This window comes from Sphingobium sp. DN12 (assembly GCF_051058005.1).
Classification (GTDB): Bacteria; Pseudomonadota; Alphaproteobacteria; order Sphingomonadales; family Sphingomonadaceae; genus Sphingobium; species Sphingobium yanoikuyae.
This window is the reverse complement of sequence record NZ_CP173717.1, coordinates 2787023-2801001: the sequence shown is the minus strand read 5'-3', so window position 1 is coordinate 2801001 and position 13979 is coordinate 2787023. Positions and strand designations below refer to the sequence as shown.

The 13979-nt window shown below is 65.0% G+C and carries 17 protein-coding genes; 8 read left to right on the top strand and 9 right to left on the bottom strand.

Annotated features, from left to right (window positions below; genetic code table 11):
* Positions 1–7: 7 nt before the first annotated feature.
* From flgG to ACI6S0_RS13300, 7 genes are all read right to left on the bottom strand, one after another.
* Complete coding sequence (flgG, locus tag ACI6S0_RS13330) at positions 8–796, bottom strand: flagellar basal-body rod protein FlgG (protein WP_010338863.1); 789 nt, start codon at positions 794–796, stop codon at positions 8–10.
* Between the two features lie 68 nt (positions 797–864).
* Positions 865–1608 (bottom strand): flagellar basal body rod protein FlgF, encoded by a 744-nt coding sequence (locus ACI6S0_RS13325; protein WP_004208209.1) that lies wholly within the window; start codon positions 1606–1608, stop codon positions 865–867.
* Positions 1609–1632: 24 nt separating this feature from the next.
* Positions 1633–2478 carry a flagellar hook-basal body complex protein gene (locus ACI6S0_RS13320; protein WP_004208208.1) on the bottom strand — a complete coding sequence of 282 codons (846 nt, stop codon included), beginning with the start codon at positions 2476–2478 and terminating at the stop codon, positions 1633–1635.
* Positions 2479–2512: 34 nt separating this feature from the next.
* Entirely contained in the window at positions 2513–3172 is a 660-nt protein-coding gene (locus tag ACI6S0_RS13315; protein WP_004208207.1) for a flagellar hook assembly protein FlgD, read from the bottom strand.
* Positions 3169–3579, bottom strand: a complete 411-nt coding sequence (flgC, locus tag ACI6S0_RS13310; protein ID WP_004208206.1) for a flagellar basal body rod protein FlgC — start codon at positions 3577–3579, stop codon at positions 3169–3171. Before flgC ends, ACI6S0_RS13315 begins: the two co-directional genes overlap by 4 nt.
* Positions 3580–3581: 2 nt before the next feature.
* The gene (flgB, locus tag ACI6S0_RS13305) at positions 3582–3950 is read right to left on the bottom strand and encodes a flagellar basal body rod protein FlgB (protein WP_004208205.1); all 369 of its coding nucleotides are present in this window, start codon (positions 3948–3950) and stop codon (positions 3582–3584) included.
* A 6-nt stretch (positions 3951–3956) separates the two neighbouring features.
* On the bottom strand, positions 3957–4229 hold the full coding sequence (locus ACI6S0_RS13300) for a hypothetical protein (RefSeq protein ID WP_434403316.1): 273 nt from the start codon (positions 4227–4229) through the stop codon (positions 3957–3959).
* Here ACI6S0_RS13300 and ACI6S0_RS13295 point away from each other — a divergent pair.
* From ACI6S0_RS13295 to ACI6S0_RS13260, 8 genes are all read left to right on the top strand, one after another.
* A complete protein-coding gene (locus ACI6S0_RS13295) occupies positions 4209–4877 on the top strand; it encodes a motility protein A (protein WP_434403315.1) in 669 nt (222 codons plus the stop codon). The genes ACI6S0_RS13300 and ACI6S0_RS13295 overlap by 21 nt on opposite strands.
* A complete protein-coding gene (locus tag ACI6S0_RS13290; RefSeq protein ID WP_434403314.1) occupies positions 4874–5386 on the top strand; it encodes an OmpA/MotB family protein in 513 nt (170 codons plus the stop codon). Before ACI6S0_RS13295 ends, ACI6S0_RS13290 begins: the two co-directional genes overlap by 4 nt.
* 63 nt (positions 5387–5449) lie before the next feature.
* On the top strand, positions 5450–5998 hold the full coding sequence (locus tag ACI6S0_RS13285; RefSeq protein ID WP_010338857.1) for a flagella basal body P-ring formation protein FlgA: 549 nt from the start codon (positions 5450–5452) through the stop codon (positions 5996–5998).
* Positions 5999–6043: 45 nt separating this feature from the next.
* Positions 6044–6319 (top strand): flagellar biosynthesis anti-sigma factor FlgM, encoded by a 276-nt coding sequence (flgM, locus tag ACI6S0_RS13280; protein WP_004208201.1) that lies wholly within the window; start codon positions 6044–6046, stop codon positions 6317–6319.
* A 15-nt stretch (positions 6320–6334) separates the two neighbouring features.
* A complete protein-coding gene (locus ACI6S0_RS13275; protein ID WP_004208200.1) occupies positions 6335–6646 on the top strand; it encodes a hypothetical protein in 312 nt (103 codons plus the stop codon).
* Positions 6647–6792: 146 nt separating this feature from the next.
* Positions 6793–7614 (top strand): hypothetical protein, encoded by an 822-nt coding sequence (locus ACI6S0_RS13270; RefSeq protein ID WP_004208199.1) that lies wholly within the window; start codon positions 6793–6795, stop codon positions 7612–7614.
* Positions 7615–7623: 9 nt separating this feature from the next.
* On the top strand, positions 7624–9741 hold the full coding sequence (gene flhA / locus ACI6S0_RS13265; protein ID WP_434403313.1) for a flagellar biosynthesis protein FlhA: 2118 nt from the start codon (positions 7624–7626) through the stop codon (positions 9739–9741).
* Between the two features lie 12 nt (positions 9742–9753).
* Positions 9754–10491, top strand: a complete 738-nt coding sequence (locus ACI6S0_RS13260; protein ID WP_097384312.1) for a FliA/WhiG family RNA polymerase sigma factor — start codon at positions 9754–9756, stop codon at positions 10489–10491.
* A gap of 16 nt (positions 10492–10507) precedes the next feature.
* Here ACI6S0_RS13260 and mdoH read toward each other — a convergent pair whose 3' ends face one another.
* A complete protein-coding gene (gene mdoH, locus ACI6S0_RS13255; protein ID WP_026109019.1) occupies positions 10508–12394 on the bottom strand; it encodes a glucans biosynthesis glucosyltransferase MdoH in 1887 nt (628 codons plus the stop codon).
* 60 nt (positions 12395–12454) lie between these two features.
* Positions 12455–13942: a glucan biosynthesis protein gene (locus tag ACI6S0_RS13250; protein WP_434403312.1), complete on the bottom strand. Its 1488-nt coding sequence runs from the start codon at positions 13940–13942 to the stop codon at positions 12455–12457.
* Between the last annotated feature and the right edge of the window lie 37 nt (positions 13943–13979).

Genomic DNA, 13979 nt, shown 5'->3' with positions numbered 1-13979 from the left:
AATCGGCTCACATATTCTGGTTGGCGTACTGGAGCATTTCGTCCGTCGCCTTGATCATCTTGGAATTGACCTCATAGGCCCGCTGGGTCTCGATCATGTCGACCAGTTCCTCGACGATGTTGACGTTCGAGGTTTCCAGATTGCCCGAGCGGATGAGGCCGCGGCCTTCCAGGCCTGCGGTGCCGACCTGCGGCGTGCCGCTGGCGGCGGTTTCGACCAGCAGGTTGCCGCCGATCGACTGAAGCCCTGCCGGGTTCATGAAGCTCGCCAGTTCGATCTGGCCCAGCTGGGTCGGTTCGCTCTCACCCTGCAGCGTCGCCGACACGGTGCCGTCATTGCCGACGGTGACCGACGTCGCGCCCTGCGGCACGGTGATCTGCGGGATCAGCGGCAGGCCGTCGCTGGTGACGACGGTGCCTTCGGCGGTGACGCTGAAATTGCCGGCGCGGGTATAGGCGGTCGAACCGTCGGCCTGCTGCACCTGGAAATAGCCCGATCCCTCGATCGCCATGTCCAGCGCATTGCCGGTTTCCTGCAACGTGCCCTGCGTGTTGATCTTGCTGGTGCCCTGCAACGAGACGCCCGAACCCAGATTGAGGCCGGTGGCGAACTTGTTCTGGCTGTCGCTGTTGGCGCCGGCGGCGACGATCTGCTGATAGGCCAGCGTCTCGAAGTCGGCCCGGTCCTTCTTGAAGCCGGTCGTGTTGACGTTCGCCAGGTTGTTGGCGATCACGCGCATCTTCGTGTTCTGCGCGTCAAGGCCGGTGCGGGCGACATGAAGGGCGGCGTTGGTCATCGTTCAATCTCCGTGCGGCTCCCCGAAGGGATGCTCATGCGTCGTTCACAGCAAGATGCGTGCCAAAATTAACCATCCAGTTTCATGAGCGATGCGCCGCCGTCATCCATCTGCTTGGCGGTGTCGATCATCTTGATCTGGGTTTCCCAGGCGCGGCTGGCCTCGATCATCTGGACCAGCGCGGCGGTCGCGTTGACGTTCGATCCTTCCAGCGATCCCGATGTGACGGTCGCGATCGGATCTTCGGGCAGGGCGCCGCCATTCACTTCGCGGAACAGCCCGTCGGTGCCCTTGGCGATGCTGGAACCGGCGGCATTGACCAGCTTCAGCTTGTCGACCTGCTGCGGATTGGCCGGATCGCCGCCCTGGGGCACGCCCCAGATGCTGCCATCCTGGGCGATCGACACGCTGTCCATCTGGGGCAGGGTGATCGGGCCGCCCTGGCCCAGCACGGCCAGGCCGTCGCCGGTGGTCAGCAGGCCGCTGTCATTGACCTTCAGGTCGCCACGGCGCGTATAGGCTTCCTGTCCGTCCGGGGCCTGAACGGCGAGCAGTGCGTCGCCGTTCATTGCCACGTCCAGCGGATTGCCGGTTTCGGTGACCGCCCCCTGCGCCATGTCGGCGGCGATCACCTGTTCGGATGCCTGGGCTCGGGTATCGAAGGTATCGCCCTTGATCCAGCGCGTCTCGGCATTGGCGATTTCGGCACGAAAGCCGACCGTGTTGGCGTTCGCGAGATTGTTCGCGATCGACGCCTGGCGGGCCATCGCACCGCGCATCGCGGTCAGTGCCGTGTTGACGAGCCGGTCCATGGGCTACCCCTTCTACCCTAAGCCTTAGCTACGGATGTTGACGATGGTGGTGGTCAGCGTGTTGGCCGCCTCGATCGCCTTCGAGTTCGCCTGGAAGTTGCGCTGGGCAGCGATCAGCTGGACCAGTTCGTCGGTGATGTCGACGTTGGAACGTTCCAGCGAGCCCGAGTTGACGGCGCCGAACATGCCCTGGTTGGGCGTGCCGATGATCGCGCTGCCGCTTTCCACGGTCGAGGTCCAGTGCGCGTCGCCCTGCTGGCGCAGCCCTTCCAGGCTGTTGAACGACGCCATCGCGACCTGGCCCAGATAGACGGTCGAACCGTCGGCATAGATGGCCGACACCAGGCCGTCCTTGCCCACGCCCACGCTGGTCAGCTGCGCGCCATCGGCCTCGCCCTTGTAGGTGGTCGGGATCTGCAGGTCGGTCAGGTCGTTGGGCGTCGTCGAATTGGTCGGCGGGGTGGTGATCTCGCCGGTGTCGGGGTCGACCGCGAACACCTGGATGCGCGAACCGGTGGTGTCGACGGCATAGCGGTCATTGTCGACCGAGAAGGCGCCGTTGCGGGTATAGCTGATGGTGCCGTCTTCGCCCTTCACGGTGAAGAAGCCTTCGCCCGAGATCGCCATATCCAGCGTCTTGTCGGTGGTTTCGATCGTGCCCTGGGTGAACTGCTGGGTGATGCCCTGCACGCGCACGCCCTGGCCGGCGACCTGGTGGGTGGTCTGCATCGGCGCAGCGGCGAAGATGTCGCCGAACTGGGCCTTGCTCTTCTTGAAGGCGGTCGAGTTCACGTTGGCGACGTTGTTCGAGACGGCGGACAGGTCGGCCTGTGCGCCCTTGAGGCCGGAAAGCGAAACATAGAAGGACATGGCGTAGCTCCTTGGGTGAAAAGGATGGGTGAAATTACATCAGGCTGATCGCGTCGGTCGGCGCATAGCTGCCGAGCGCGGTGATCAGTTTGGAGGAGGAACCGTCGGCGGGTGACTGGACGGCGGCGATGGTGGCCCAGGTCGCGACCTGGCTGGTGGTGCCGCCATTGACCTTGACCTGCAGGGCGGAGGAGGAAACGGTTTCGCCCGCATCATCCTTGCCGTCCCAGTAGAAGGCGACTTCGCCGGCGCTCTGCGCGCCCAGGTCGATCGACTTGACGACATTGCCGTCGCCATCGACCAGGTCGACGCTGACGGCATCGCTGGCGCCGCTCAGCGTAATCTGGCCGGCATAATAGCCGCTGGAATCGGGCACCGCGACATTGCTCTGGACCAGCATCGACTTGCCGATCCAGCTGGCTGCATCGCCAAGCCGCGTGCCACTCAGTTCCGAAGCCAGCGATTTCAGCGACTGGTTCATTTCGGCAATGCCGGTCGACTGGGTGATGGTCGCCATCTGCGACACCATCTCGGTATTGTCGACCGGTTCGAACGGATCCTGATACTGCATCTGCGCGGTCAGCAGGGTCAGGAAGCTCGACTGATCCATGGTCGCGCTGCCCGTGCCGACATTGGCATTCGGGTTGTAGACCGAAAGGCCTGCGCTATCGGTGACGGTAGACGTCGTCGTCATTTGCCGATCCTTATGGTTTCGAGCATCAGGGATTTGGCGGTGTTGAGCACCTGCACATTATTCTGGTACATGCGGGCGGTCTCGATCATGTCGACCATCTCCGCATTGCTATCGACCGCCGATTCCCAGACATCGCCATTGGCGTCGGCCAGCGGATGATTGGGGTCGTGGCGCTTGGTCGGTTCCGCATTGGTGGTCACGACATTGGCGACCTTGACCGTCGACACGCCGGGACTGTCGGTAACCGACTGGAAAACCGGCTTGATCGCGCGATAGGCTTCGGCGGCGCTGCCGGTGACATTGCCGGCATTGGCCATGTTCGATGCGGTGGCGTTCAGACGCACCAACTGCGCGCTCATGGCGCGGCCGGCGATGTCGAACACATTCATGGGGCCTGAACCGCTCATGCTCATTCTCCCTTCAGCGCGCGGTTGATGGTGTTGATGCGGCCCTCCAGGAAGGAGAGGGTGGTGCGATATTTCACCGCATTTTCCGCAAACAGGGTCTGTTCGGTGCTCAGTTCGACGGTGTTGCCGTCAAGGCTGGGCTGCAACGGCACGCGATAGCCCATGGCATCGTCCACTGCCTGGCCGACATCGGCCGGGCCGCGGTCGCTCTGGGCGGTCGCTTCCTTGAGCGCGGCATCGAAGTCGATGTCGCGCGCCTTGTAATTGGGGGTCGAAGCGTTCGCGATGTTGGACGCGAGCAGGGACAGGCGCTGCGAGCGAAGCGCCAGCGCCTTTCCATGGATCCCGAACAAACCGTCTTCCAGCGACATTTCCCGTCAGTCCCTTTTTGCCCATTCGGGCCTAAAGCTTTCGATCGTCCCGCCGTTCTCCTGCCTGATGGCGTTCGATGCGAGCGATCCAGCCGGATATCCGCAAGGACCGTGCCAATTTGCGTGGGTGACGCAGGATGGCGCGGCAAACTGCCGGAAATCCGGGCTTTCGCGGCATCGGGCGGCAAGGGCGGCAAAAATTTGCCGGGTGGCGGCAATCTTTTGCCGCCTGGTCAGCATGGCGGAACGGAAGGTGGCATGATCGGGATTTTGGCGCATCTGTTCGATCCGCTCACGCTCGCCGCGATGCTGGGTGGCGTCGCGGTCGTGGCGCTGGCGCAAAATGGCGTCCAGGCGGTCGGCCGGGCCTGCGTGGCGTTGCGGCCTTTGCTGCGCGCCGATCCGCTGCGCGACCGGGATGCGGCGCGCACGACTCTGCTCCAGATTGACCAGGTGGCCCAGTTGCGCGGCCTGATGTGCATCGACCGGGTGAAGAGCGACAGTGGCTTCATGGTCGATGCCGCGCGGCGCCTCGCCAATTGCGATCGCGTCGAACAATTCGAAACCTGGGCGTCGCAGGCGCTGGCCGATCGGGCCCAGCGCCACGCCAGCGTGCGCAATGTCTGGCTGTCGGTCGCCGATGCGGCGCCGGCGCTGGGCATGGCCGGCACGATCATCGGGCTGGTCGGCATGTTCGCAGCGATGGATGATCCGTCCGCGCTCGGTCCTTCCATGGCGCTTGCGCTGCTCACAACCCTTTATGGCGTGGTCATCGCCAATCTGCTCGCCGCGCCGATCGCTGCGCGTCTGGCGACCCTGTCCGAACAGGAACTGGCCTGGCAGCAGGAGGCGGTGGCACGCATGCTGGCGATCGCACGGCGCGAAAATGCGCCGCTGCGCCGCGCATCGATCCGCGAAGTCGCATGACCGCGCCTGCAATCCCATCGGCAGCAACGGCGGCCCGGCGCAATCGCTGGGCCGTCAGCTTTGCCGATCTGCTGATGCTGCTGCTCGGCTTCTTCGTGCTGCTCCAGGCGACCGGCAGCCAGCGCCGCGATGCGATGCTGGCCGAGGTCAGTCGCCAATTTGGCGGCCGTCCCGCCCGCACCGCGATCGAGCTGCGCGCGGCAGAGCTGTTTGCGCCGGGCGAGGCGATGCTGACGCCGCAGGGGCAAATGCGTCTGCGCGCGGCGGTGCGGCCCTATATGCAGGATGACCGCATGATCGAACTGCGCAGCCAGGGGCAGGACCGGGCGCGACAGCGTTTCGACGATTGGGATCTGGCGGCAGCGCGGCTTGGCGCCGTGGCGCGCGCGCTCAAGGCGCAGGGCATAGGGAGCGATCGCCTGCTCATCCGCGGCCTGGATCAGGCGGACAGCGCCGACGGGCAGGGGCAGCTGATCCGCATCGCGCCGGGTGAGGCCGTGAAGTCCTGATCCTTAACTGGCACGGTAATTGCTTTTAACCATGGCGAAAGTCCGCATTTTCGGAGAAGCGCCGTGACCAGACCCGTCCAGTTCCTCGCCATCGCCCTGGCCTGCGCCGCTGCGCAGCCTGCGCTGGCGCAGCAGAAGTTCGAGAATCTGGATCGCATCGACAGCCTGGTCGCGATGACCGTCGGCGCGAACATGGGTGAGCCCGGTGGCCCGCTGGCGCCGGTCGATCGTCGCCTCCGCCTCGCCGCCTGCCCGACCACGCCCAGCGTCGAAGGGCCGATCTTCGGCGCCGCCATGGTCAAGTGCGATGCACTGGGCTGGCGCATCCGCGTGCCGCTGGTCGCGGGCGCTGCTGCCGCGGCCTCCGGTCCGGTCGGCCGCTATGCCCCGGCCGCGCGGCCGGTCGCCAAGGAATCGGTCGTCAAACGCGGCGATCCGGTCCAGCTCATGGCCGGTAATGCCAGTTTCAGCGTATCGCGCATGATGATCGCCGATGAAGATGGCGCAATTGGCGAGACGATTCGCGTGCGCGAAGACAAGAAGTCATCGCCTGTACTTGCCCAGATCGTGGACATGGGCGTAGTGCGCATTCCGGGATTTAATAATTTTTGAACTTGTCCGTTATAGCGTTCAAGGGACGAGTGAAGGAATGAACCAATGATCAACTCAGTCGGCCAGAGCATCAGTTCGGCAATCGAGGCTAACCGCTTGCGCGAAGGGGGCAAGACCCGCGCCGCATCGGCAACCGGATCGACCGGCACCACCGCGTCGGCATCGACGTCGGCCAGCCCGGCGGCGCGTATGGCGGCCGAAGGCGCGCCTGTCGACATGGACCGCATCGCCGCCATCAAGGCTGCGATCGCTTCGGGCAATTACCCCGTCAACCCGTCGGTGATCGCCGACCGGATGATGGCGCTCGATCTTCCCGCCTAAACAGGACATTCCTTCATGCCCCTCGGCCTTGCTGCACTGGATGGTCTCTTCGCCGCCTTTGACGACCTGCGCGCTGCGCTGGACGGCAATGATGCGGCCGCGATCGAAGCTGCCAGCACCAGGGTCAGCACGGCGGCGGCCGCTGCCCGTGCGATCGGCGCCTGGCGTTCCGAACCCGATGTGGTCGAACGGCTCAACCGCCTCCTGCCGCTGATCGAAGCGGCGCGCGTGCGCACCAATGTGCTGGCGGACTATACCAGCCAGCGACTCGCGATCCTGACCTCCAACGGCGCTCGCAATGCGCCGCTCACCTACGGTCGGCGCTGACAAAAATAAATTTTGCTTTCGGGCTAAAGCGGCGCCAATCGGCGCCGTTTTTCGTTTTACGCAGAATCTTGTTTAACCGCGTTAACCAAATCTTGGCACAAGCATTGCTCTAATAGCCCACGGTACCAAATGGGGATTGTGGGTCAGTGTCGGCACTTGCAGACATTTCAGCAACGGGAGCTTCGGCCGGTAATCGCGTCACCAACGCGATTGCGATGGCGAGCCGTCGTACCGGCGTGGACTTCTCCTACCTGCTTGGTCAGGCCAAGATCGAATCCAGCCTGAACCCCAGCGCGCGTGCCGCCACCTCTTCCGCCACCGGCCTCTATCAGTTCGTCGACCAGAGCTGGCTCGCCGTCGTCGACAAGCATGGCGCCGAATATGGGCTGGGCTGGGCGGCTGACGCGATCAGCAAGGGCAGCAATGGCCGCTATTATGTGTCGGACCCGGACCTGCGCCAGCAGATCCTCGACCTGCGCAAGCATCCCGAGACCGCCTCGGTCATGGCGGCGGAACATGCCGCCGACAACAAGGCCTATCTGGAAAGCCGCTTGGGCCGTGAGGCCGAGCCGGTCGATCTCTACCTCGCCCATTTCCTGGGCGTGGGTGGTGCTTCCAAATTCCTGTCGATGAATGATCGCGCGCCTGGCGCAACGGCTGCCTCGATCTTCCCGGCGGCGGCCCGCGCCAATCGCTCGATCTTCTATGACAAGCAGGGCAATGCCCGCAGCTTCGCCGATATTCGCGATCGCTTCGCCAGCAAGCTGCAAAAGGGTGTCGATTCGATCGGCACCGGCAATGTTCAATATGCCGATGCTTCGTTGCCCAGTGGCGCGAAGACCGTCGCTCCCGCCGATTATGTGCGGATCGAAACCCAGCGCCTTGCGACCCAGGCCGACGTCACCGTCCGCCCGGAACCGCAGACCGCGCGTCTCGCCTATCTCATGCTCGCCACCCTCGGAAGGTAACGGCCTCTCATGACTCCCACCCAAGTCAAAGCGAAGATCTGGATGAGCGCCGCCAAGGGGGCGGTGTTGCCGTTCGCCACGCTGATGGTCGTGCTGTTCATGATGGTGCCGGTGCCGGCGGTGATGCTGGACATCGGCTTCATCACCAACATCATGATCAGCCTTGCCGTGCTGATGGTGGCGTTGAACGCTGCCAAGCCGCTCGACTTTTCCAGCTTCCCGACGGTGCTGCTGTTCGCGACCCTGCTGCGCCTGGCGCTCAACGTCGCCTCGACCCGCGTCGTGCTGGTGTCGGGCCATGAGGGATCGGACGCGGCCGGCCAGGTGATCGAGGCATTTGGCCACTTCCTGATCGGCGGCGATTATGTCGTCGGCATCTTCGTCTTTGCGATCCTGATGATCATCAACCTGGTGGTCATCACCAAGGGCGCCGGCCGCGTGTCGGAAGTGTCGGCCCGCTTCACCCTGGACGCCCTGCCGGGCAAGCAGATGGCGATCGACGCCGATCTCAACGCTGGCCTGATGACGCCGGAAGAAGCCAAGTTGCGCCGTGCTGAAGTCGCGACCGAGGCGGATTTCTACGGTTCGATGGACGGTGCGTCCAAGTTCGTGAAGGGCGACGCGATCGCCGGCATCCTGATCCTGGCGATCAACATCATCGGCGGCATCATCCTGGGCGTGGTCAGCCATGGCCTGGCGATGGGCGATGCGGCCCAGACCTATATCCTGCTCGCCATCGGTGACGCGCTGGTCGCGCAGATCCCGGCGCTGCTGCTGTCGATCGCCGCCGCCTCGATCGTGACCCGCGTCAAGTCTGAACAGGATCTGTCGGCGCAGGTCGCCGGCCAGTTCGGTACCGGCAAGGCCTGGGTGCCCGTTGCCGCGATCCTCGGCTTCCTCGGCATCCTGCCGGGCATGCCGCATCTCATCATCCTGACAGCCGCCGCCATCGCCGGTGGTATCGCCTGGCAGCTGCGCAAGGCCGGCCAGCGCAAGGCCGCCGAACCCGAACCGGTCGCGCCGCCGCCCAACCCGGCGATCATCGAATGGAACGACGTGTCCGATGGCGCGATCCTGGGTCTGGAGATCGGCTATGGCCTGATCGGCCTGGTCGACGAGCGCAAGGGCGCGCCGCTGATGGCCCGCATCACCGGCATTCGTCGCCAGCTGTCGAAGGAACTGGGCTTTGTCGTGCCGATGGTCCGCGTGAAGGACAATCTGGCGCTTGAACCCAATCAGTATCGCATCACCATCGCCGGCGTCGTCGTGGGCGAGGATGATATCTGGCCCGACGATCTGCTGGCGCTGGACAGCGGCATGCTGGAAGGCACGGTCGCCGGTCGCCCGGCCAAGGATCCGACCTTCGGCCTCGACGCTGTCTGGATTTCCCCGGCCAAGCGCAGCGAGGCGGTGGTCGCCGGCTATACCGTGGTCGATCCGCCGACGGTGGTCGCCACCCATCTTAACCAGCTGATCGCGATGAACGCGGCCGAGATGTTTGGTCTGGACGAAGCCCGCAAGCTGCTCGACAATCTCAAGGATGTCGCGCCGCAGCTGGTCGATGGCCTGACCCCCGGCACGCTCAGCCTGACCCAGATTTCCACGCTGTGCCGCGCGCTGCTGTCGGAAGGGATCGCGCTCAAGGATTTCCGCCGTATCTGCGAGGCGATGGTCGACGCGGCCCGCCCCGACATGAACCACGAACAGCTTGTCGAAGCGGTGCGCCAGCGCATCGGCGCGCTCATCATCCAGGGCCTCGTCCCGGTGAAGATGCCGCTGCCGGTCATCACCCTCGACGGCGATCTGGAAGCGATGCTGGCGCAGGCGATGCGTGTCGCGGGCGACGCCAAGCATCCGATCGAGCCGAGCCTGGGCAATCGCATCGTCGAATCGGTCGTGCATGCCGCCCGGCCGATGCTGGGCCAGGCGCGCAATTTTGCCATCGTCACTTCGCCGGTCGCGCGCCGCGCGCTCGCCCGGCTGTTCAAACCCCATCTGCCCGAGACCCCGGTGCTGTCCTTCCTGGAAATCCCGGACGGCAAGGGTGTCGAGGTTGTCGCCGTCGTCGGTGGCGAGCAGCGTCCCACGCCCCGGCACGATCCGCTGCCGCGTGAACGCGTCGCCTGAGGAGACTGACCAATGTATATGAATAAGGTCGCTGCAGGCTCGGATGTCCTCACTTATGGACGGGCAGGGCTTGCCAATTCCCCCGAACAGCTGGCGCGCCGCTACATGCCGCTCGTGCGCAAGATCGCCTGGCATGTCCATGGCCGCGTTTCCAGCGCGATCGAGGTGGAGGATCTGCTGCAGATCGGCATGGTCGCGCTGGTGGAATCTGCCAACAGTTTCGAGGATCGCGGCCTCGGCTTCGCCTCCTATGCGCAGCTGCGCGTGCGCGGCGCGATGATCGATCACCTGCGGCGCCATTCGACCCTGTGCCGCTCCGCCATGGCGACCCGCAAGAAGCTGGCCGCCACCCGTGCGAAGCTGGAACAGAAGCTAGGCCGGACGCCGCTGGAAGCGGAAATGGCCGCTGAACTGGGCATGGATGCCGCCGACTATCGCGAGGCGGCCGATGGCGCCGAGATGGTCCAGCACACCAGCATGGACGAGGTCTATTCCGACCAGTCCATGTGGTTCGCCGATGTCGAGGATCGTGCCGACGACATCATGGAGCGCGAATCGCTCAAGGGCGCGCTCGCCAAATGCATCGGCGAACTGCCCGAGCGCGAGGCGCTGGTGCTGCAACTCTATTTCGTCGAGGAACTCAATCTGGAGGAAATCGGCCAGACGCTGGACATTGGTGCCGCGCGCGTCTGCCAGATCAAGAAGTCGGCGCTCGACAAGCTGCGCGGCAAGCTCAGCGACTGGAACTGACCGGCCCGCGCGCCCGTCAACCGTCGTTGGCGGGGCGCGATACCGATGCCTTGCGACCCGGAACCGGCCAGCGGAAACGCAGCGGCCGGTAATTCTGTGTCCGCCACCAGGGTTCGGGCACCTGGAACAGGCCGCTATTTTCCGCCCGCTGGCCCAGATCCTTGCGTGCGGTCAGCGCGGCCAGGATGGGCGCGGCGAACAGGCCGGCCAGCACCGGGCTCATCCAGCCGATCGCATTGGCGCGCACCGCCAGCACGGCCAGGCCGACGCCCAGCAAGATATGCCATTTGAACAGCCAGATCGCGCCCAGGATCGCCATGCCGTCGCGGTCGCGGGTCTGGCCGTTCCAGCTCGCCTTGCGGCCCATCAGGATGGAAAACAGGTTGATCGTCTGGGTCAGCATCGCGACCGGCGCCATCAGGATCGACAGGATTATGTCGGCGATCACGCCGCGCGTCATCCGCACCGCGCCGCCAAAGCCGATCCGCCGTGACGGGTCGGCCATGGCCCAGCCGATCGCCAATATCTTGGGACCGAACAGCAGCACGGCGGTCACCGTCAGCAGCGTGCTGGACGGCAGCACGGCGGCCGGCGGCCAGACGCCGGTGGCGACGCCGCCCAGAACAACCAGCATCATCGCCAGCCATAGCGGCGAGGTGCAATAGGCCGAGGCGCCGACGAACAGCTGGAACCGGCTGACCGGGTGCAGCCCCTTGATCTTCGCCAGCAGCGGGACATGCTGGATATTGCCCTGGCACCAGCGACGATCGCGGGTGAACAGGTCGGGCATGGCCGGCGGAAATTCCTCGAAACTGTCGTCGGCGGTGACCATGTGGACGTCCCAGCCGCGCCGGCGCAGCAGGGCCGCTTCCAGCATGTCATGGCTCAATATATGGCCGCCAAAGGGCGCACGGCCCGGCAGTTCGGGCAGGCCGCAGCTTTCGGCGAAGGCGCGCACCCGGACGATCGCATTATGGCCCCAGAACATGCCTTCGGACCCGGCCCACCAGATCATGCCGGCGGCCGAGATCGGCCCGAACAGGCGGCTGGCAAATTGCTGCCAGCGGGCGAACAGCGTGGCGGCGCCCATCACCGTCGGCACGGTCTGAATGAGGCCCAGATGTGGGTGGCGTTCCATGTCGACCGACAGGCGCGCCATGGTCTGGCCGCTCATCACGCTGTCGGCATCCAGCACGATCATATGGTCATATGCGCCGCCGAAACGGGTCACCCACTCCTCGATATTGCCTGGTTTGCGGCCGATATTGCGGGCGCGGCGGCGATAATGGACCGGGCGCGAGAAGGCCTTGCGCATTTCCAGATAGGCCTTGCGCTCGGTTTCTCCATTTTCCGGGTTGGAATCCGACAGGATGAAGAATTCGAAGCGCTCGCCGCCCATCACCTGCGACAGCGATCGTTCCATGATCGACAGGCGGCCGAGCACGCCCAGGAAATCTTCATTACAGACCGGCAGCAGGATCGCGGTGCGCGCCTTGAGCGGTGTGCGGTCGCGCGGGATATAGGGGCGAACGCCCTTGCCCTTGCCGACCGTCAGCAGCAGGAAGCCGATCGCGGCAGTGGCAAAGCCGAAGGCGATCCAGGCAAAGAGCGGGATGAACAGGGCAAGATAGACGCCCTCCCAGAAGGAAATGCCGTCCAGGCCGATCGACCGGCGCATCTCGTGCGCGGCAAGCGCGGCGGGCAGCAGCGCCAGCAGCACGACCAGCAGCCGGCGGGCCCACAGGTCGATGTTCAGCGGCCGATGGATCCGACCCGGCGCGGTCGCGAAATCCTGCACCGGCATGGCAAGCGGCGCCTCTGCCGGCACGCTTTCGAACGCCCGGACAAGCGCTTGCGACCCCGTGGCCCCATCGGCCACGTTCGTGCCTCCTGTCGATGTCATGTCAGACCCATTCCTGGTTAACCCGAGCGCTAGAACCTTTCGCTACCCGCGTGGTTCCCTTCATGCGCCTATCGGATAATGCACATATTCACTGAACGCGCGATTGCCAGAGCGAAGTTGGACCCGGATATCCGCCGCCCTGTCGCCCGATTTGCGGATGTCGATCGCCACGCGATACAATCCCGCCTGGCCCAGCACCGGATATCCGCCCTTCTTGACGATGGTGCCATTGCCGATGTCGGTCCACAGGTCGGGCTTCGCGTCGGCGGGCAGGCCGGCAAAGTCGATCACCAGTCGCTCGACCCCGGCTTCGTCACCACGACCGCGCCAGACCGCCTGCACGATCGCCAGATTGCTGCCGGCGGGTGCCCGGTCCGCGGTCCAGTCCAGGCGATAGGCGGCGTCGATCCGGCTGCCGGGACGCGCGGCCTTGGCCGGCGTCCAATAGGCGCAGACATTGTCGGTATATTCGCTGTCGGTCGGGAAGGTGTAGAGCCGTACCTGTCCCGCGCCCAGCGGCGCAGACGGGGTCGCCCATAGCGAGGGGCGACGGTCATAATAGACGCCGTCATCCTGATAATGGTCGAAATTGCGGTCGCGCTGCAACAGGCCAAAGCCCTTGGGGCTGGTCTCGGTAAAGCCATCGACGCGCGGGACGGACGGGTTCACCAGCGGACGGGCCTGCGCGCTACCATCGACGCTGGCGATGGAGAGCAGGTCGGAGTCATGGATTTCCGGGCGCCAGTCGGTGCCCTTGGTCCGGTGCGCCTCATCATACCAGAACATGCTGGTCATCGCCATCAGGCCCAGTTCGGGGATCGGCCGTCGCGGGAAGAGGGCGGCGGTCACGTCCTGCGTCACCCCCTTGGGGCCAAGCCGGTTGACGAAGCGAAAGGCGCCGGTGATCGAAGCCCCGTCCAGCAGGGCATAGACGGTGACGCTGTTGTCGCCGGTTCGTTCCAGCCAGAAATGGGTGAAGCGGGGAAATTCCTCCTTGCCCGGAATGCTGGTGTTGATCGCGATCGCGCGGGCGGACAGGCCGAACTGCTTGGTCGGGCCGGGCGCGCGGAAATAGCTGGCACCCAGGAAGGACAGCCAGTCGCCGTCGCGCCTGGCATTCATGATGCGGAAGCCGGCATAGCCCGCGTCCGGGCCAAGGTCCGCGACGGCATTGCCGTCGGGCGTCTCGAACATGGCGGGATCATAACGCAGCGGCGTCGCCACGCCCTTGTCCACCAACGCGATCTGCACCGGCTGCTGGGCCGTGCCGCTCAGCGGGAACAGGCGGACGCCGGTATCGCCGGGCAGGTCGCCCCAGATCGTCTTCTCGTCGCGGAACCGGGCCTGGTGCATCTGGTCATAACCGACCTTGGCGGCGACCGGATTGGGCGGGGTTTCGGCAAAGGGCGCGCGCGCCAGCTTTTGCGCCATGGCGATGATGCCGTCCCACGAGAAACGGTCGTTTCGGGTTTGGGAAAGGGCAGGGCGGGGGAGCAGCAGCGCTGCGCCCGAAGCAGCGATCAAGGCGCGCCGGTCGATCATGGTCATGCGTCCATCATGGGTGCTGATCGCGCCATTGCAAGAT

Excerpts from the sequence above, each read along its gene's own strand:
- ACI6S0_RS13325 (WP_004208209.1), bottom strand. The coding sequence starts at position 1,608 with ATGGACCGGCTCGTCAACACGGCACTGACCGCGATGCGCGGTGCGATG.
- ACI6S0_RS13290 (WP_434403314.1), top strand. The coding sequence starts at position 4,874 with ATGACCGCGCCTGCAATCCCATCGGCAGCAACGGCGGCCCGGCGCAAT.
- ACI6S0_RS13260 (WP_097384312.1), top strand. The coding sequence starts at position 9,754 with ATGTATATGAATAAGGTCGCTGCAGGCTCGGATGTCCTCACTTATGGA.
- mdoH (WP_026109019.1), bottom strand. The coding sequence starts at position 12,394 with ATGACATCGACAGGAGGCACGAACGTGGCCGATGGGGCCACGGGGTCG.
- flgM (WP_004208201.1), top strand. The coding sequence starts at position 6,044 with ATGATCAACTCAGTCGGCCAGAGCATCAGTTCGGCAATCGAGGCTAAC.
- ACI6S0_RS13300 (WP_434403316.1), bottom strand. The coding sequence starts at position 4,229 with ATGCGCCAAAATCCCGATCATGCCACCTTCCGTTCCGCCATGCTGACC.
- flhA (WP_434403313.1), top strand. The coding sequence starts at position 7,624 with ATGACTCCCACCCAAGTCAAAGCGAAGATCTGGATGAGCGCCGCCAAG.
- flgG (WP_010338863.1), bottom strand. The coding sequence starts at position 796 with ATGACCAACGCCGCCCTTCATGTCGCCCGCACCGGCCTTGACGCGCAG.
- ACI6S0_RS13275 (WP_004208200.1), top strand. The coding sequence starts at position 6,335 with ATGCCCCTCGGCCTTGCTGCACTGGATGGTCTCTTCGCCGCCTTTGAC.
- ACI6S0_RS13295 (WP_434403315.1), top strand. The coding sequence starts at position 4,209 with ATGATCGGGATTTTGGCGCATCTGTTCGATCCGCTCACGCTCGCCGCG.
- flgB (WP_004208205.1), bottom strand. The coding sequence starts at position 3,950 with ATGTCGCTGGAAGACGGTTTGTTCGGGATCCATGGAAAGGCGCTGGCG.
- flgC (WP_004208206.1), bottom strand. The coding sequence starts at position 3,579 with ATGAGCGGTTCAGGCCCCATGAATGTGTTCGACATCGCCGGCCGCGCC.
- ACI6S0_RS13250 (WP_434403312.1), bottom strand. The coding sequence starts at position 13,942 with ATGACCATGATCGACCGGCGCGCCTTGATCGCTGCTTCGGGCGCAGCG.
- ACI6S0_RS13320 (WP_004208208.1), bottom strand. The coding sequence starts at position 2,478 with ATGTCCTTCTATGTTTCGCTTTCCGGCCTCAAGGGCGCACAGGCCGAC.
- ACI6S0_RS13315 (WP_004208207.1), bottom strand. The coding sequence starts at position 3,172 with ATGACGACGACGTCTACCGTCACCGATAGCGCAGGCCTTTCGGTCTAC.